At 52.1% G+C, this 18,302-nt stretch carries 16 protein-coding genes; 6 read left to right on the top strand and 10 right to left on the bottom strand.

Annotated features, from left to right (window positions below; all coding sequences use genetic code 11):
- Window positions 1-29: 29 nt before the first annotated feature.
- Together yajL and panE are read right to left on the bottom strand one after the other, a co-directional pair.
- Window positions 30-635 carry a protein deglycase YajL gene (gene yajL, locus AC1UKS_RS16740; protein ID WP_482434600.1) on the bottom strand — a complete coding sequence of 202 codons (606 nt, stop codon included), beginning with the start codon at window positions 633-635 and terminating at the stop codon, window positions 30-32.
- Entirely contained in the window at window positions 589-1,509 is a 921-nt protein-coding gene (gene panE / locus AC1UKS_RS16735; protein ID WP_265909902.1) for a 2-dehydropantoate 2-reductase, read from the bottom strand. The genes yajL and panE overlap by 47 nt, the downstream gene beginning before the upstream one ends.
- Window positions 1,510-1,671: 162 nt before the next feature.
- Between panE and AC1UKS_RS16730 the strand changes: the two genes are divergently transcribed.
- Entirely contained in the window at window positions 1,672-2,163 is a 492-nt protein-coding gene (locus tag AC1UKS_RS16730) for a YajQ family cyclic di-GMP-binding protein (RefSeq protein WP_013201028.1), read from the top strand.
- Window positions 2,164-2,218: 55 nt separating this feature from the next.
- Here the strand turns inward: AC1UKS_RS16730 and AC1UKS_RS16725 are convergent, their stop codons facing one another.
- The 8 genes from AC1UKS_RS16725 to AC1UKS_RS16690 all read right to left on the bottom strand — a co-directional run bounded on the left by AC1UKS_RS16725 (window position 2,219) and on the right by AC1UKS_RS16690 (window position 11,098).
- On the bottom strand, window positions 2,219-3,586 hold the full coding sequence (locus AC1UKS_RS16725; RefSeq protein WP_482434599.1) for an MFS transporter: 1,368 nt from the start codon (window positions 3,584-3,586) through the stop codon (window positions 2,219-2,221).
- Window positions 3,587-3,713: 127 nt separating this feature from the next.
- Window positions 3,714-4,601, bottom strand: coding sequence for a heme o synthase (cyoE, locus tag AC1UKS_RS16720; RefSeq protein ID WP_013201030.1), 888 nt, complete (start codon window positions 4,599-4,601; stop codon window positions 3,714-3,716).
- A gap of 14 nt (window positions 4,602-4,615) precedes the next feature.
- Entirely contained in the window at window positions 4,616-4,945 is a 330-nt protein-coding gene (locus AC1UKS_RS16715) for a cytochrome o ubiquinol oxidase subunit IV (RefSeq protein ID WP_013201031.1), read from the bottom strand.
- A complete protein-coding gene (locus tag AC1UKS_RS16710; RefSeq protein ID WP_013201032.1) occupies window positions 4,945-5,559 on the bottom strand; it encodes a cytochrome o ubiquinol oxidase subunit III in 615 nt (204 codons plus the stop codon). The genes AC1UKS_RS16715 and AC1UKS_RS16710 overlap by 1 nt, the downstream gene beginning before the upstream one ends.
- A complete protein-coding gene (gene cyoB, locus AC1UKS_RS16705) occupies window positions 5,549-7,540 on the bottom strand; it encodes a cytochrome o ubiquinol oxidase subunit I (protein WP_053141830.1) in 1,992 nt (663 codons plus the stop codon). Before cyoB ends, AC1UKS_RS16710 begins: the two co-directional genes overlap by 11 nt.
- Before the next feature lie 4 nt (window positions 7,541-7,544).
- Entirely contained in the window at window positions 7,545-8,471 is a 927-nt protein-coding gene (gene cyoA, locus AC1UKS_RS16700) for a cytochrome o ubiquinol oxidase subunit II (RefSeq protein ID WP_013201034.1), read from the bottom strand.
- A gap of 518 nt (window positions 8,472-8,989) precedes the next feature.
- Complete coding sequence (ampG, locus tag AC1UKS_RS16695; RefSeq protein ID WP_482434598.1) at window positions 8,990-10,471, bottom strand: muropeptide MFS transporter AmpG; 1,482 nt, start codon at window positions 10,469-10,471, stop codon at window positions 8,990-8,992.
- Between the two features lie 48 nt (window positions 10,472-10,519).
- Window positions 10,520-11,098 carry a lipoprotein gene (locus AC1UKS_RS16690; RefSeq protein WP_105759623.1) on the bottom strand — a complete coding sequence of 193 codons (579 nt, stop codon included), beginning with the start codon at window positions 11,096-11,098 and terminating at the stop codon, window positions 10,520-10,522.
- A 294-nt stretch (window positions 11,099-11,392) separates the two neighbouring features.
- Here AC1UKS_RS16690 and bolA point away from each other — a divergent pair, with 294 nt between their 5' ends.
- From bolA to lon, 5 genes are all read left to right on the top strand, one after another.
- Window positions 11,393-11,707, top strand: a complete 315-nt coding sequence (gene bolA, locus AC1UKS_RS16685; protein WP_482434597.1) for a transcriptional regulator BolA — start codon at window positions 11,393-11,395, stop codon at window positions 11,705-11,707.
- Between the two features lie 322 nt (window positions 11,708-12,029).
- Entirely contained in the window at window positions 12,030-13,334 is a 1,305-nt protein-coding gene (gene tig / locus AC1UKS_RS16680) for a trigger factor (RefSeq protein WP_013201038.1), read from the top strand.
- Window positions 13,335-13,671: 337 nt separating this feature from the next.
- Complete coding sequence (gene clpP, locus AC1UKS_RS16675; RefSeq protein ID WP_041691925.1) at window positions 13,672-14,295, top strand: ATP-dependent Clp endopeptidase proteolytic subunit ClpP; 624 nt, start codon at window positions 13,672-13,674, stop codon at window positions 14,293-14,295.
- 119 nt (window positions 14,296-14,414) lie between these two features.
- Window positions 14,415-15,689 (top strand): ATP-dependent protease ATP-binding subunit ClpX, encoded by a 1,275-nt coding sequence (gene clpX, locus AC1UKS_RS16670; RefSeq protein ID WP_013201040.1) that lies wholly within the window; start codon window positions 14,415-14,417, stop codon window positions 15,687-15,689.
- Window positions 15,690-15,880: 191 nt separating this feature from the next.
- Window positions 15,881-18,235, top strand: coding sequence for an endopeptidase La (gene lon, locus AC1UKS_RS16665; protein ID WP_013201041.1), 2,355 nt, complete (start codon window positions 15,881-15,883; stop codon window positions 18,233-18,235).
- Window positions 18,236-18,302 lie beyond the last annotated feature (67 nt).

Raw genomic sequence — 18,302 nt, 5'->3', positions numbered from 1 at the left:
GCACCTCACGCTATTGCTTTGCGTCGATCCTATTCAATCCACTCGCGGTAATCATAAATTCCGGCAGCGACCACCAGCTGTTTCGCCACTTCATGGGCTTTATCCCGGCCCAAAATCAGGTCGATTAACTTCAGCGCGAAGTCGATAGAGGTGCCCGGTGCCTGGCTGGTCAGGAGATTGACGCGCGGATCCCACACCACCCGTTTATCCATCCACTTCTCATCAGGAATGGTCTCTTTCAGACCCGGAAAACCGGTCATATTGCCGACCGGGAACAGGTTATGGGGGATCAGCACCGTGCCGGCGGCGGCACAAATCGCGGCAACAATACGTCCTGAGAGATGGAACTGGCGCACCGTTTCAACCAGCAGCGGGCTGTCGCGGAAGGCTTCAGCGCCTTTCAGGCCGCCGGGCAGCACGATGGCGGCAAAATCATTATCTGCCACCTCCACCAGCGGCGCATCTGCAATCAGCCTGACGCCGCGCGAGCAGCGGATTTCTCTGCTGCCGTCATCCGTCACGCTGGCAGTGGTCACGTTCAGCCCGGCGCGCACCAGCAGGTCGATAGTGGTGACCGCTTCCGTTTCTTCACTGCCAGGTGCCAGGCAAACCAGTACCGATGCGTTCGCGCTCATAATCTTGTTCCTTTCGCTTAATCAATTCATAAAGTCGGTTATTTTCAGGCGTTGCCAGGCCTTGTGCCCGCGCTCGTCGGATGACATAGCCGGTAATGTAATCTATTTCTGTGCGACGTTCGGCGCGGATGTCCTGCAGCATGGAAGAGGTATTGGCGGCGGTGGAGTTGATCACGTCCAGCACATAGTCGAGCAGCCCTTCACGCGAGGTATGCTGGCCTTCGCGCTCCATCACCATCGCCACTTCATTGCACAGCGCCGAGACTTCATCCAGATGATTAAGCAGTTCACCATTGGTGCAGTCGTACTGCACGGTCAGCGGGTTAATCACGCAGTTAACGGCGAGTTTCTGCCACGCGGCGGAGGCCACATTATTGTGCCAGGCCACATCCGGCAGCGCCTGCTGCAACACCTCTGCCAGTTCGCTGAGTGCCGCCGCATCGGCAGAGGTTGGGCCGATGTGGGTGATACCGGCCGCAACGTGGACGATCACCGTACCGTCGCGTTTCGCCGCATGCGTGGTGATACCTCGCAATAGCGGCTGATGCAGGGCTTTCAGTTCATCCAGCGTCCCCATGCCGTTATGCAGCAACAGGATCGGGCAGTCATCGCGCAGGATAAACTGCAAATTCTTCACCGCCTCGGAAACCTGCCAGGCCTTCAGGGTGACGAGCAGCAGGTCGCTTTCCGCGAGGAACTTTGGATCGTTGGCTATACAGGTCTTATTGATTGTTGTGCCATTCAGATCGATGACGTTGACTGAGCAGTAGGGCTGCGGCACCCGCAGCCAGCCCTGTACATCATGTCCCTGAGCGTCGAGGGCAGCTAACCAGATTTGCCCTAATGCACCGCATCCCAGTACGGTAATCTTCATACGTCCTCCCCGCGTGCGGGTTGCGTTAGTACCACCTTGCTGTCAGCCCATCACGGCGCCGCGCAGGTTTGTTATCCTTATTATAGCTTTCAACGCCGATGGTTTTTTTAACGGCGCTAAGTCGGTATTATGCATGTCACTTTAGGATCAGGAGAATACATCATGCCATCTTTCGATATCGTTTCAGAAATTGACATGCAGGAAGTCCGAAATGCGGTGGAAAATGCCAACCGCGAAATCTCAAGCCGTTTCGATTTTCGTAACGTGACCGCCAGCTATGAGCTGATTGAGAAAAACGAGTCTATCAAGGTGTTAAGCGAGTCTGACTTTCAGGTTAAACAGCTGATTGATATTCTGCGCGAGAGGCTGCTGAAGCGTGGCATTGAAGGCGCGGCGCTGGAAATCCCGGAAGAGATTGAGCACAGCGGTAAAACCTGGAGCGTGGAAGCCAAAATGAAAAAAGGCATTCCTGCGGATGTGGCAAAAAAGCTGGTTAAGCTGATCAAAGACAGCAAAATCAAAGTGCAGACGCAGATTCAGGGTGAAGAATTACGCGTGACGGGGAAATCTCGTGATGACCTGCAGGGCGCAATGGCGCTGGTGCGTGGTGGTGATTTGGGACAGCCTTTCCAGTTTAAGAACTTCCGCGACTAATCAATCCCAGACAGCGGGGCTTTTCAGGGCCGCGCTGGCTGGTTATTTGCTTCGATCAGGCCGCTTCGGCGATCAGCTTTTCGATCTCTGCGCGGTTGGTCACCTTGCTGTCGATCTTCACGTAAGCACTTTTCTCTTCCGGCACAATAAACACCGCGGCTACGCCCGGTTGCGCTTTAAGACGCTGCTCCAGCACGCTCTTGTCTAAGGTACTGTCATCTAACATGATGCGTAAGCTGCTGACATACGGCGGTTCTTTCATCGTACAGCTCACCAGCAGCCAGATCGCCGCCACCAGGCTGCCGACCACGAACACCGATTGCGCATCAAAATGACCGAATACCCAACCGCCCATGCTGCCGCCAATTGCCACGCCTAAAAACTGGCTGGTGGAATACAGGCCCATTGCGGTGCCTTTATAACCCGGAGGTGACTCTTTACTGATCAGCGACGGTAAAATGGCTTCCATCAGGTTAAAGCCAATAAAGAACAGCTGCACACCGACTACCAGCGTCCAGAAATTACTTCCCGCACCCCACAGCACAATCTCTGCAATCAGCATCAGGGCAACACAGCTGACAAATACCCGCTTCATGCGACGCTTCACTTCCGCGTAAATGATAAACGGGATCACGCCGCAGAAAGCGACCAGCATGGTGACCAGATAGACTTTCCAGTGCTGCTCAGCAGGGAAACCTGCGCGCTCAAACTCACCCGGCAGGGCGACGAAGCTCGACATCAGCAAAATATGCAGGCACAGGATGCCAAAGTTCAGCTTCACCAGGCGCGGATTGGTCAGCACGGCTTTGAAGGTGCCTTTCACCATGCCCGATTCGCGGTTCAGAATATGGTTCGGCGTCGACGGCACCACCCACAGGGTGATCACAATGCCTAAGGTTGCCAGACAGGCAATCATCCAGAACAGCGCATGCAGGCCAAGAGCATGGGTAATGATCGGTCCCAGCACCATCGCAATGGCAAAGGTCACGCCGAAGCTGATACCAATAAAGGCCATCGCTTTGGTGCGGTTCTGTTCACGGGTTAAATCGGAAAGCAACGCCATCACCGCGGCGGCAATCGCGCCGGAACCCTGCAATGCACGGCCCAGGATCACTCCCCAGATGGACGTGGTGCTCGCGGCAATGATGCTGCCGAGAACGAAAATCAGGAGTCCACCGACGATTAACGGTTTGCGGCCAATACGGTCCGACAATAATCCGAAGGGGATTTGGAAAACGGCTTGCGCTAAACCGTAGATGCCAATGGCAAGTCCAATCAGTGCTTCACTTGCTCCCTGCAATGCCATGCCGTAAGTGGTCAGGACGGGCAATACCATAAACATTCCCAACATACGCAGGGAAAATACCGTCCCCAAACCCCATGTCGCACGCAACTCGACTGGAGTCATTTTATTATCGTTCATTACTACCTCAGTTTATCTGGTCGACGTATTTTAGGCGGCGGGGGAGGGTGGGTAAAATAATACTTGTCGCGAAGTGGTAACAAAAAGAAAGGGCGCGATAATCGCGCCCTTTATGATGAGGTCTGTGTTACCTGACCATCGTCAGCAGGTCTTTCGAGGCCGGAGCCATGAAATCGACCGACATCATAACGCTCAGTGCGGTAATGGCGACGATAGAGAAGACAAACAGCTTACGGGCCCAAACGCGATCGTTCTGCGTTTTGTAGCCTGAAAGCGCCATCCCCAACCACCACACGCTGACTGCCGCAGCAACCACCAGATACTTGTAGCCGGCATAACCGCCCAGCGTCAGCATCAGTGTGGCAACCATAAAGGCGATGATGTACATCGTAATATGGTTTTTTGCCACGGAGATGCCTTTTACCACCGGCAGAACCGGGATATTCGCTGCCTGGTAATCTTTAAAGCGGAAGATCGCAATCGCATATGAATGCGGCATCTGCCACAGGCTAAAGATAGCCAGCAGGATCAAGGCACCCGCATCGAAATGGCTGGTGACGGCACAGTAGCCAATTACCGGCGGCGCAGCGCCAGAAAGACTACCAATCAACGTGCCGTACACAGAATTGCGTTTCATGTACAGGCTGTAAACGCCGACATAAACCACAAAGCCCATCACCGCCAGCCACATGGCCAGCGGATTTGCTCCGAAATACAACAACGCGAATCCAGCAATACCCAGAACGGTTGCATAAACCAGAGAGACTGTCGGAGAAATGAGGCCTTTAACCAGCACTCGATTTCTGGTCCTCTCCATTTTTACGTCGATGTCACGGTCGATAAAGTTGTTATAAACACAACCTGACGCGACCACCAGCGAAACGCCGACTAAGGTGGAGAGAAACAGGGGATAGTCGATGCTGCCTTTCGAGGCCAGCAGAAACCCCCCAATCACAGAAATTAAATTTCCGAAAATAATTCCTGGTTTCGTTACTTGCAGGTATTGCTTAATCATCACGGGTAACTCGGTTAGTTGGCCATCATGTTGTAGTTGAGGTTCCACATGATCCACAGCGAGCCAACAACTACTATCAAGATGATAATTGCAGAGAACACAATTGCCACCAGGTTCCATCTTTCTTCAGAGGAAGTGTTTAAGTGCAGGAAGTAGACCAGATGCACCAGCACCTGGACAATCGCACACACAATCACCACACCCAAGATGGTCGCTTTTGAAGCGCCGCCGTCCATCACCATCCAGAAAGGGATTGCCGTCAGAATGATCGACAGAATAAAGCCGATCATATAAGACTTCACGCTACCGTGTGAGGCACCATGTTCGTTCGTAGAATGACTCATTACATGGCTCCCATCAGGTAGACAATGGTGAATACACAAATCCATACCACATCCAGGAAGTGCCAGAACAGGCTCAGACACAGGATACGGGTACGGTTAGTTGGCGTCAGACCACGTTTGGAGACTTGGTACATCAGTACCGCCATCCAGATCAGGCCAGAGGTTACGTGCAGACCGTGTGTCCCAACCAGCGTGAAGAACGCTGACAGGAAGCCACTGCGCTGCGGACCAAACCCTTCCATAATCAGGTGATGGAATTCATAGATTTCCATCGCGATGAAACCGGCACCGAACAGGAAAGTCAGCATCAGCCAGCTAATCACTGAGCCTTTGCTGCCTTTGTTCATGCTGATAACTGCAAAACCATAGGTAATGGAGCTCAACAGAAGCAGGGCGGTTTCACCAAGAACGAACGGCAGTTCGAAAATATCTTTACCAGCCGGGCCACCCGCGGTGCTGTTAACCATCACACCGAAGGTTGCAAACAGGGTGGCAAAGATGATGCAGTCGCTCATCAGGTAGATCCAGAAGCCAAAGACTTTATTGGCTCCTGCATCGTGATGCCCATGCTCCGCATGGGCGTCGTGGTGCTTAGTCAGAGTTTCAGTCGACATTTTTCAGACCTGCTTTGCTAATTTCGTCAAAGTGCTGATTCTCGATTTTTTCGATCTCGGCAACGGGAACGTAATAATCAACGTCTTCGTCAAAGCTCTTGATGATCCAGGTTAAGATCATACCGAGGAACGACAGACCTACCAGCCACCAGATGTGCCAGATAGCTGCGAAACCAAACACCAGGCTGAATGCACCGATCACCACACCAGCGCCGCTGTTCTTCGGCATGTGGATCTCTTCGTAGTGCGCAGGCTGTTTGTACGCTTCGCCTTTTTCCTTCATTTCCCAGAACGCATCGCGCTCGTGGATAACAGGCACTTCAGCAAAGTTGTAGAACGGTGGTGGTGAAGAGGTTGCCCACTCCAGCGTACGGCCGCCCCATGGATCGCCGGTCACATCACGCAGCTGCTCACGGTCACGTACCGAGACCCAGAACTGAGTGATTTGGCACAGCACACCACACGCGATCAGCGCAGCACCAAACGCTGCTACAACCAGCAGTGGGTGGAACTGTGGATCGATATCCTGGCTCAGACGACGGGTCATCCCCATGAAGCCCAATGCGTACAGCGGCATAAAGGCAACGAAGAAACCAATAATCCAGAACCAGAAGGCGCGGATGCCCCATTTTTCGTTCAGGCAGAAGCCGAACGCTTTAGGGAACCAGTAAGTCACACCTGCGAAGCAACCGAATACCACACCACCGATAATCACGTTATGGAAGTGAGCAATCAGGAAGAGACTGTTGTGCAGCACGAAGTCAGCACCCGGCAACGCCAGCAGAACACCGGTCATACCACCGACAGAGAAGGTGACCAGGAAGCCAACGGTCCACAACATCGCAGAGTGCATCTGAATGCGGCCCTGGTACATGGTGAACAGCCAGTTGAAGATTTTAACGCCGGTAGGAATGGCGATAATCATCGTCATAATACCGAAGAAGGCGTTAACGTTCGCGCCCGCGCCCATGGTGAAGAAGTGGTGCAGCCACACGATGAAGGACAGGATAGTAATTACAATCGTTGCCCAAACCAGTGAGGTGTAACCAAACAGGCGCTTTTTAGAGAAGGTTGCTACCACTTCGGAGAACACACCGAAGACCGGCAGAACCAGGATATACACTTCCGGATGTCCCCAAACCCAAATCAGGTTTACGTACATCATCATGTTGCCGCCCATTTCATTGGTGAAGAAATGGAAGCCCAGATAACGATCCAGGGTCAGCAACGCCAGCGTCACGGTCAGAACCGGGAAGGAAGCGATAATCAGAACGTTAGTACACAGCGACGCCCAGGTGAAGACAGGCATCTTGAACATGGTCATGCCAGGTGCACGCATTTTCAGGATAGTAACGAAGAAGTTAATACCTGTTAATGTCGTACCGATCCCCGACAGCTGAAGACTCCATATCCAGTAGTCAACACCGACCCCCGGACTGTACTCAGCGCCGGAAAGCGGAGGATAAGCCAGCCAACCGGTCTGAGCAAACTCGCCCACACCCAGTGACAGGTTAACCAGCACCACACCGACAGCCGTGAACCAGAAGCTCAGGTTGTTCAGGAACGGGAAGGCCACATCGCGCGCACCGATCTGCAGAGGAACAGCAATGTTCATCAGACCGATAACAAATGGCATCGCTACGAAGAAGATCATGATCACGCCGTGAGCGGTGAAGATCTGGTCGTAGTGATGAGGCGGTAAGAACCCTGCCTCGCCGGCCGAAGCCAGTACCTGCTGGCTACGCATCATCACCGCATCGGCAAAACCGCGCAGCAGCATGACGAAGGCCACAATGATATACATGATACCGAGTTTTTTATGGTCGACAGACGTCAGCCACTCGGACCACAGGTATTGCCACTTACCGAAATAAGTGATTGCTCCAGCGACTGCCAGACCACCAAGAATGATGGCGGCGACCGTAATCACGATAATCGGTTCGTGATACGGTACTGCATCAAGGGTTAATTTTCCCAACATCGTATTATTCCTCGGCTCCCGCTTTAGGGGCTTCGTTCATGTCCATGCCTTCGTGTCCTGACATGTCCATTTTCCCGTGGCTCATCTTGAATTTTCCAATCACTTGCTTGAACAATTCAGGATTTGCGGTAGAGAAGAACTCAACCGGATGGTTTTCGCTTGGCGCTGCCAGTTTCTCGAAGTCATCCATGGTTGTCAGCGTATTGGATGAGTCTTTCACTTTTGCTACCCACTGATCGAATGATGCATTATCAGGAGTGGCAATCGCTTTGAACTTCATACCAGAGAAGCCGCGACCACTGAAGTTGGAGGAGATACCGTCAAACGTGCCTGGTTCATTCGCAATCAGATGCAGTTTAGTCTGCATGCCCGCCATAGCGTAAATCTGGCTACCGAGGGTAGGAATAAAGAAGGAGTTCATAACGGAGTTAGAGGTGATCTTGAAGCTGACCGGCGTATTCGCAGGGAATGCGATTTGGTTAACTGTTGCAATACCCTGTTCCGGGTAAATGAACAGCCATTTCCAGTCCAATGCAACCACATCAATCTCAATCGGCTTCACATCGGAAACCAAAGGCTTGCTTGGATCAAGCGCGTGGGTAGATTTCCACGTCAGGATCGCAAGGAAGATAATGATCAAAATGGGAACAGTCCACACCACGGCTTCCACTTTATTAGAGTGTGACCAGTTAGGGCTGTATTTTGCATTGGTATTGGATGCCCGATATTTCCAGGCGAACACCACTGCCATCAAGACTGCGGGAATAACGACGATCATCATCAAGCCGAAGGCTGTCAGTATCAGCGAACGTTGCTCCAGTGCAACCTGTCCTTTGGGATTCAACAATGCACTATCACAGCCACTTAACAATAAAGTGCCTGCAATTAATGACAAAATCCCCAAACTTTTATTGTATTTCCTGAGTCTCATTTAACGACCTCAATGACAAGGGCTCTATTGTCGTTTAAGTGTGGCGGCATTTTACGGGAACGTTTCAGTACTGTAAACCAGCAACATCTTGTGTCAGCGCCGTGTTGACACCTTTTGCAAACACAGTCACAGATGTTGCCGAAGGTGACAAATTATGAATGCCAGCAAGGGTTTGCCTCTAATATAACAAAAACCAATGATAACCGCGTTTTTTAACAGGTCTCTGCTATAAACAGCGAAATTGGCACTCAATTATTTAACATACCCGCATCATTTGTGTGAATTAATTTATACAATAATAATAACGCACCGGGTTTTAATAGTCTGTGGCAGAGAAATGTAAAGGTGAAAACCTTTTAGGAAATAACGGAAGGCGGGAAAATGTGACAATGCACTAATTGTTAAAAAAAGGCGGCTTTTCGAACGGTGCCGCCGTTTTTTCGCCCGCTAAAAAGAGCGGTATTGTTAAATGTTTGTGCCGGCCCGAAGCGTTATTTTTTGCCAGAGCCAACATAACTTTACCTTTGCTGTATTGCCGGGCGCTGAGCGACGAAGTCTAACAAACTGCCGATGACGATGCCCAACAGCGCCAGAATGGCCCCTGATTCAAACAGAACGCTAATGATTGAGCCCACATCCAGCAGATTTGTTGCGCGTAATGCCAGCAAAATCAGCCCTGTAACTACCAACGCCGAACCCAATTTTAAGGCGCGTAATGCCCATTTATATCCGGAAGCAAAGCGGGTACGCGGTAAAAACGACTGATGGGTTTGCGCATGTTCCAGCGTGGTTCGGCATCCCGCCAGCAGTAGCAAACCGGGCAGGGCCGCCACCACTGAGAAGGCATAAAACGTCGGCCAGCCCCAGCTCTCAACAAACCATCCTGCCACCGGGCCAACATACACCCGGCCAACCGCGGACAACGCGGAGAGCAGGGCAAACTGCGTGGCGGAGAATGACTTATTACACAGCGTCATCAGCAGCGCCACAAAGGCGGCGGTGCCCATACCGCCACACAGATTCTCAACAAACACGGCCGCTGCCATGCTGTAAAGATGTTTGTCGGTGACGGCCAGAATCCAGTACGCAAGGTTTGATACCGCCTGCAGGATGCCAAACAGCATCAGCGCCCGGAACAGGCTCAGGCGCTGCATCAGTACGCCGCCGTAGAGCGCGCCAATTATCGTGGCAATCAACCCGAGGGTTTTATTCACCAGCCCAACGTCGCCGGCATCAAAGCCAACGCCACGGATCAGAAAAATGGTGGTCAGGCTGGCAGCAAACGCATCACCCAGCTTATACAGGACAATCAGAGAGAGGATTAGCCAGGCATTGTTGCGGTTAAAGAAGTCGCGCAGCGGGGCAATGACCGCTTCTTCAAGGCTGTGAGGGCGGGCAACCGGATCGCTGGGCTCTTTCGCTAACAGCGTGGCGATTACCCCAGGCACCATCATCGCCGCCATCAGCCACCAGATCGCCTGCCATCCGAGATATCGGTCTGCAAGCCATAGCGCCAGTCCGCCTGACACCAGCATCGCCAGACGATAACCAAGGACGCTGATCGCCGCACCGCTCCCGCGTTCTTCGGCGGGCAGCACATCGGTTTTCCAGGCATCAAAGACAATATCCTGCGAGGCGGAACAGAAGGCAACCAACACCGCGAGAGCTGCCAGCAGGGTCAGATTGCGTGAGGGATCCATAAATCCCATCAGGGCAATCCCGACAATTAACAGGATCTGCGTCACCAGTAACCAGCCACGACGACGGCCTAAAAACGGCGGCGTGTAACGGTCCATTAATGGAGACCAGAGGAATTTGAAGACGTAGGCCTGCCCGACCAGAGAGAAGAAGCCTATCGTTTTGATATCGACGTTTTCGACGGCCATCCAGGCTTGCAGCGTTCCCGATGTCAGCGCAAGCGGCAGACCGGAGGCAAAGCCAAGGAGCAGAAGAAGGGCGGCATTTCGTTGGGTAAAAATCTGGAGGTAATGGCTGGGCATACGAACCTTAAAACAAAGCCCGCCGGGGTCCCGACGGGCACTGGCCAATTAACGGGCGTTTTGCTTGATAAACTCGTGGATGCTGGTGTCCTGAGCCATATCAGAAATCACGTCGCTCAACGTGGAGTTAACCGCGTTAGTGATTTTAGCGTTGGTGGCTGAGAAGGCGCCTTCAACACTGTATGTCTGGCGGTAGTTCTTCACTTGCTTGTTGCCGTTTTTCGCGGTGGCAACAATCGAGATATCGGCTTTCGTGGTGATGCTGTAGCGGACATTACCTTCGGTAACGTCGGCATACAGGTTATTCACAATGATCTGCAGGTCAACGGCGCCATTAGGACCGATCATGTAACCACGAGCACCCATCTGCTTCTCCAGCGTTTCCTGCAGCAGGAAGCGCAGATCGCGTGAAGGGGTCAGGGTAACCAGCTGTCCGTCGCGGTTAACTTTCGCCAGTGCCTGATCGCTACGCTGATCGGCGCCGTTGATGCTAACAGTGATGCCGGTCAGGCTTGGATCCTGCTGAGGCAGCTGAATTTTTGGAGAAACGGTGAGTGTGTTGCTGTTGCTTGCACAGCCAGCCAGAATAAACACGGCCAGCAGAGGGAATAATAATTTTTTTAACATGCTTATTTTCTCAATGACGAAGGTTGTAGTGCTGACAAAACTGCGGTCATCATAGCATTGCCTGTAACAAGGGGAAGCCCCGATAGCGCGTAAATTCATCGCCTTGCACTTTTAAGGCTGACGCCAGGCACGGGAACTTCGACCTTATAATGACGGAGTGGTTGCAGCAGCAAAGATGAAAATGCACAGTAGCGGGCATTAAACGGCGGATATTTTTCGCGAACCCAGCAGGGTTTGGTAAAAAACCAGCTAATATTTAAAGAGATGGGGCCACCGTCTTAGAGGAGTCCAGGTATGATCCGCGAAGTAATAGAAGAAAAGTTAAGAACGGCGTTAGCGCCTGTTCATCTGGAAGTTCATGACGAAAGCTATCGTCATAACGTCCCAGCGGGTGCAGAGAGTCATTTTAAAGTGGTTATTGTGAGCGACCATTTTATCAACCAGCGCTTCTTGATGCGTCACCGGACTATTTATAGTGCGCTGGCAGCAGAACTGGCTGGAAGCGTTCACGCGCTGGCTCTACATACCTATACCGTTAAGGAGTGGGAGGGGTTACAGGACACCGTTCCATCCTCACCCAACTGTCGCGGAGCGGGAACGCTTGCCTGATAGTGCACTTTTCAACCAGGGCGGCTTACGGGCCGCTTTGTCATTTCTGACGTTAAATCCCCAGCGCCCCCCCGTTTTCTGCCATTTATGAGAGAAAAGCTACGAAGTTAGCGAAATGTCAGGGTTGAGCAGCCTCGACTCGCTTAAACGTTGTCGCTATAATGCTGCGTCTATTTTTTTCCGGAATATCTTCGGGACCCTTTTGGTACAGCGACTACGATTCTGACACCAGAGGCCATCCCGGTTCTTAGTCTCACTCTGTTTCTTGCGGAGCAGAGAGGGTCTGAAGTTGACCGAGCACGTGATTTTTTGAGGTAATAAGATGCAAGCTTCAGTAGAAACAACTCAGGGCCTGGGCCGTCGCGTTACGATTACCGTTGCTAAAGATGTGATCGAAAACGCGGTGAAAAGTGAGCTGGTCAGCGTATCTAAAAAGGTACGTATCGACGGTTTCCGCAAAGGGAAAGTGCCGATGACTGTCGTAGCACAGCGCTACGGTGCCTCTGTTCGCCAGGACGTTCTGGGCGAACTGATGCAGCGCAACTTCGTTGACGCCATCATCAAAGAGAAGATCAATCCGGCTGGCGCACCGAAATACGTGCCAGGCGAATACAAAGAAGGTGAAGACTTCACCTTCGCTGTTGAGTTTGAAGTGTACCCGGAAGTTGAGCTGAAAGGTCTGGACGCAATCGAAGTTGAAAAACCGGTTGTTGAAGTGACTGACGCTGACGTTGACACCATGCTGGACACCCTGCGCAAGCAGCAGGCCACCTGGAAAGAAACTGACCGCGCAGCAGAAGCTGAAGACCGTGCCACTGTAGACTTCAGCGGTTCTGTAGACGGCGAAGAGTTCGAAGGCGGCAAAGCGTCTGACTTCGTACTGGCAATGGGCCAGGGTCGCATGATCCCAGGCTTCGAAGAAGGCGTTGTTGGCCACAAAGCGGGCGAAACCTTCACTATCGACGTAAACTTCCCGGAAGATTACCACGCTGAAAACCTGAAAGGGAAAGCAGCGAAGTTTGAAATCGTCCTGAAGAAAGTTGAAGAGCGTGAGCTGCCAGAATTCACTGCTGAGTTCATCAAACGTTTCGGCGTTGAAGATGGTTCAGTAGACGGTCTGCGTGCTGAAGTGCGTAAAAACATGGAGCGCGAGCTGAAAGGCGCCGTGCGTAACCGTGTGAAAACTCAGGCTATCGACGGTCTGGTCAGCGCGAACGACATCGATGTGCCAGTTGCACTGATCGATGGTGAAATCGACGTGCTGCGTCGCCAGGCTGCACAGCGCTTTGGCGGTAACGAGAAGCAAGCTTTCGAGCTGCCTCGTGAACTGTTTGAAGAGCAGGCTAAACGCCGCGTTGTTGTTGGCTTGCTGCTGGGCGAAGTGATTCGTACCCACGAGCTGAAAGCTGATGAAGACCGTGTGAAAGAGCTGATCGAAGAGATGGCTTCTGCTTACGAAGATCCATCAGAAGTGGTTGAGTTCTACAGCAAGAATAACGAGCTGATGAACAACATGCGTAACGTTGCGTTGGAAGAACAGGCAGTGGAAGCTGTGCTGGAGAAAGCCAAAGTGACCGAGAAGGCCACTAACTTCCAGGAACTGATGAACCAGGCGCAACCTGCCTGATCCATTGATTCTGTAAGCTAAATAAAAGCCCGCAGTTATGATGACTGCGGGCTTTTTGCTTTTATCCGTTGCCCGGACGTGCCTTAGTACGCTTATTCGCTCATTAAACCGGCAAAATATCAACTAAGCTGTTTTTCCTGGTTAGCAGTTGATAAAAACGTTGTTATGCTTGAATCAGCGGGGCAACATCCCCAAATAGACTATTATGGCGTACTGAGTCCTGTCTTGATTGTCCCCGGTCAGTGTGGGGAATGTAATGGAAACATAGTGTTCCGGATCGCTCTCAAGTAGAATCGGTACGGAGTGTTGCCAAATGAAATTTATCCAGGAGACGGTAATGTCATACAGTGGCGAACGTGAACAAACTGCACCTCATATGGCTTTAGTGCCGATGGTGGTCGAACAAACCTCTCGCGGAGAGCGTTCTTACGACATCTTTTCCCGCCTGCTCAAGGAACGTATTATTTTCCTGACCGGACAGGTTGAAGATCATATGGCGAACCTGATCGTCGCTCAGATGCTGTTTCTGGAAGCTGAGAACCCGGAAAAAGACATCCACCTTTATATCAACTCTCCTGGCGGTGTGATCACTGCAGGGATGTCGATCTATGACACCATGAAGTTCATCAAGCCAGACGTCAGCACCATTTGTATGGGCCAGGCCTGTTCAATGGGTGCATTCCTGCTGACCGCAGGGACCAAAGGCAAGCGTTATGCGCTGCCGAATTCTCGCGTGATGATCCACCAGCCGCTGGGCGGATATCAGGGTCAGGCAACTGACATTGAAATCCACGCGCGCGAAATTCTGAAAGTGAAAGCGCGTATGAACGAGCTGATGGCAGAACATACGGGCAAAACTCTTGAAGAAATCGAGAGAGACACGGAACGTGACCGTTTCCTGTCAGCGAGCGAAGCTGTAGAGTATGGGTTGGTAGATTCCGTTCTGACGCATCGCACGTAAGCCTGATGCCCATCTGTCGTCTATAGTTATGGATGGGCTAGAGCAACGAATGAGGGTGCCGCAAGGCGGCATCATCGCCGCAACACAGTGCGGACGAAGATAACAGAAGAGGTTAACTGATGACTGAGAAGCGCAAAGACGGTTCAGGAAAGCTGCTGTACTGCTCTTTCTGCGGCAAAAGCCAGCATGAAGTGCGCAAGCTGATTGCCGGCCCGTCAGTGTATGTCTGCGATGAGTGTGTCGATCTATGCAATGACATCATTCGCGAAGAGATTAAAGAAGTTGCGCCGCATCGTGAACGTAGCGCACTGCCGACGCCGCATGAAATCCGCCATCACCTCGACGATTACGTTATCGGCCAGGAACGGGCGAAAAAAGTGCTGGCCGTAGCGGTCTATAACCACTATAAACGCCTGCGCAACGGTGACACCAGTAATGGCATTGAGCTTGGCAAAAGTAACATTTTGCTGATCGGGCCTACCGGTAGCGGTAAAACGCTGCTGGCGGAAACCCTGGCTCGCCTGCTGGATGTGCCGTTCACCATGGCGGATGCCACCACGCTGACCGAAGCCGGTTATGTTGGTGAAGACGTCGAAAACATCATTCAGAAACTGCTGCAGAAATGTGACTATGACGTGCAGAAAGCACAGCGCGGCATTGTTTATATCGATGAAATCGACAAGATTTCCCGTAAATCTGACAACCCTTCCATTACCCGTGATGTTTCGGGCGAAGGTGTACAGCAGGCGCTGTTGAAGCTGATTGAAGGCACTGTGGCGGCGGTGCCACCTCAGGGCGGACGTAAGCATCCACAGCAAGAGTTCCTGCAGGTTGATACCTCCAAGATCCTGTTTATCTGTGGCGGTGCTTTCGCCGGGCTGGACAAGGTAATTTCTCAGCGCGTAGACACCGGTACGGGGATTGGCTTTGGTGCCACCGTGAAGGGCACGGCAGAGAAAGCCACTGAAGGTCAGCTGCTGGAGCAGGTTGAGCCAGAAGATTTGATCAAATTCGGTCTGATCCCAGAATTCATCGGTCGTCTGCCAGTTGTGGCAACCCTGAGCGAGCTGAGTGAAGAAGCGCTGATTCAGATCCTGCGTGAGCCGAAAAACGCCCTGACCAAGCAGTATCAGGCGTTGTTCAATCTTGAAGGTGTGGACCTGGAATTCCGTGAAGAAGCGCTGACGGCGATTGCCAAGAAAGCCATGTCACGTAAAACCGGTGCCCGTGGCCTGCGTTCCATTGTGGAGGGCGCGCTGCTGAATACCATGTATGACCTCCCTTCAATGGACGATGTTGAAAAAGTGGTGATTGACGATTCAGTGATCGATGGCCAGTCTGAGCCAATGCTGATCTACGGAAAACAGGAAGCTCAACAAGCTTCTGGTGAATAAATAACCACATCTTTCCAGTCAGTTATCATAAAAAGGGGGAATTTATTCCCCCTTTTGCTTTTCTCTCGCGGATAACATTGAATGTCTTACATTCATCCCCATATACTCAACTACCTGTGGGTAAAACTGCACTTTAGTGGTCTGTTGCGGTTCCCATCACCCTGGCGGAAATTAAACTAAGAGAGAGCTCTATGAATCCTGAGCGTTCTGAACGCATTGAAATCCCTGTGTTGCCGTTGCGTGACGTAGTGGTTTATCCGCACATGGTAATTCCGTTGTTTGTCGGTCGTGAGAAATCGATTCGCTGCCTTGAAGCCGCCATGGATCATGATAAAAAAATCATGCTGGTCGCCCAGAAAGAAGCTTCAACGGATGAACCTGGCATTAACGATCTCTTTTCTGTAGGGACCGTCGCCTCTATTCTGCAAATGCTCAAGCTGCCAGACGGTACGGTTAAAGTGCTGGTAGAAGGCCTGCAGCGTGCGCATATCACAACGCTTGCGGACAATGGTGACCATTTCACCGCGCAGGCTGAATACCTGGCGTCCCCTGAAATCGATGAGCGCGAGCAGGAAGTGCTGGTGCGCACCGCAATTAATCAGTTTGAAGGCTATATCAAACTGAATAAAAAAATCCCTCCTGAAGTGCTGACCTCGTTGAACAGCATTGAAGATGCTGCACGTCTGGCTGATACCGTTGCGGCACATATGCCGTTGAAACTGGCCGACAAACAGTCCGTGCTTGAGATGTCAGACGTCAATGAGCGTCTGGAGTATCTGATGGCGATGATGGAGTCAGAGATCGATCTGCTCCAGGTGGAAAAACGTATCCGCAATCGCGTCAAAAAGCAGATGGAAAAAAGCCAGCGCGAGTACTATCTGAACGAGCAGATGAAGGCTATTCAGAAAGAACTGGGCGAAATGGACGATGCGCCTGACGAAAATGAAGCGCTGAAACGCAAAATCGATGCGGCAAAAATGCCGAAAGAAGCGCGTGATAAAACCGAAGCCGAGCTGCAGAAGCTGAAAATGATGTCTCCGATGTCAGCGGAAGCGACCGTGGTGCGCGGTTATATCGACTGGATGGTTCAGGTGCCGTGGAATGCCCGTAGCAAGGTCAAAAAAGACCTGGTGAAGGCGCAGGAAACGCTGGATACCGACCACTTCGGTCTGGAACGCGTGAAAGACCGCATCCTGGAATATTTGGCAGTACAGAGCCGCGTCAGCAAAATTAAAGGGCCAATCCTCTGTCTGGTTGGGCCTCCGGGTGTGGGTAAAACCTCACTGGGCCAGTCTATCGCCAAGGCGACGGGCCGTAAGTATGTCCGTATGGCGCTGGGCGGCGTGCGTGATGAAGCGGAAATTCGCGGTCACCGCCGTACCTATATTGGTTCTATGCCGGGCAAATTGATCCAGAAAATGGCCAAAGTGGGCGTTAAAAACCCGCTGTTCCTGCTGGATGAAATCGACAAAATGTCGTCGGACATGCGCGGCGACCCTGCTTCAGCGCTGCTTGAAGTGCTGGATCCGGAACAGAACATTGCCTTTAACGATCATTACCTGGAAGTGGATTACGATCTCTCCGACGTGATGTTCGTGGCAACGTCCAACTCGATGAACATTCCTGCGCCGCTGCTGGACCGTATGGAAGTCATTCGTCTGTCGGGTTACACCGAAGACGAGAAGCTCAACATTGCTAAGCAGCATTTGCTGTCCAAGCAGATCGAGCGTAACGCCCTGAAAGACAGTGAAATCACCGTCGATGACAGCGCCATCGTCAGCATCATTCGTTACTACACGCGTGAAGCGGGTGTGCGTAGCCTTGAGCGCGAGCTGTCCAAACTGTGCCGTAAAGCGGTGAAGACCTTGCTGATGGACAAAACCATCAAGCATATTCTGATCAATGCTGACAACCTGAAAGACTACCTCGGCGTTCAACGTTATGACTACGGTCGTGCGGACAACGAAAACCGCGTCGGTCAGGTAACCGGTCTGGCGTGGACGGAAGTGGGTGGCGATCTGCTGACCATCGAAACGGCTTGCGTACCGGGTAAAGGTAAACTGACCTATACCGGTTCACTGGGCGAAGTGATGCAGGAATCCATCCAGGCGGCGTTGACCGTGGTGCGTGCCCGCGCTGAGAAACTGGGTATCAACGGTGACTTCTACGAGAAGCGTGATATTCACGTTCACGTCCCGGAAGGCGCGACGCCGAAAGATGGTCCAAGTGCGGGTATAGCAATGTGTACCGCGCTGGTGTCCTGTCTGACCGGTAACCCGGTGCGTGCCAATGTGGCGATGACCGGTGAGATCACTCTGCGTGGTCAGGTTCTGCCAATTGGTGGGCTGAAAGAGAAACTGCTGGCAGCACACCGTGGTGGTATCAAAACGGTGTTGATCCCGGACGAAAACAAACGCGATCTGGAAGAGATCCCGGACAACGTTATCGCCGATCTGGACATCCATCCGGTGAAGCGCATCGAAGAAGTCCTGACACTTGCGCTGGTCAATGCCCCTTATGGCATGCAGGTTGCGACCGCAAAATAGTGATTTAAGGCAAAAACAGGCCAAAAGCCGGGCTGGCAAGCAAATTGGGACTTGCCAGCTTTTTTTT

Source organism: Erwinia sp. AK-PDG3-5 (assembly GCF_056821705.1).
The sequence above is the reverse complement of the archived record's forward strand: the minus strand, read 5'-3'. Positions and strand labels throughout refer to the sequence as shown.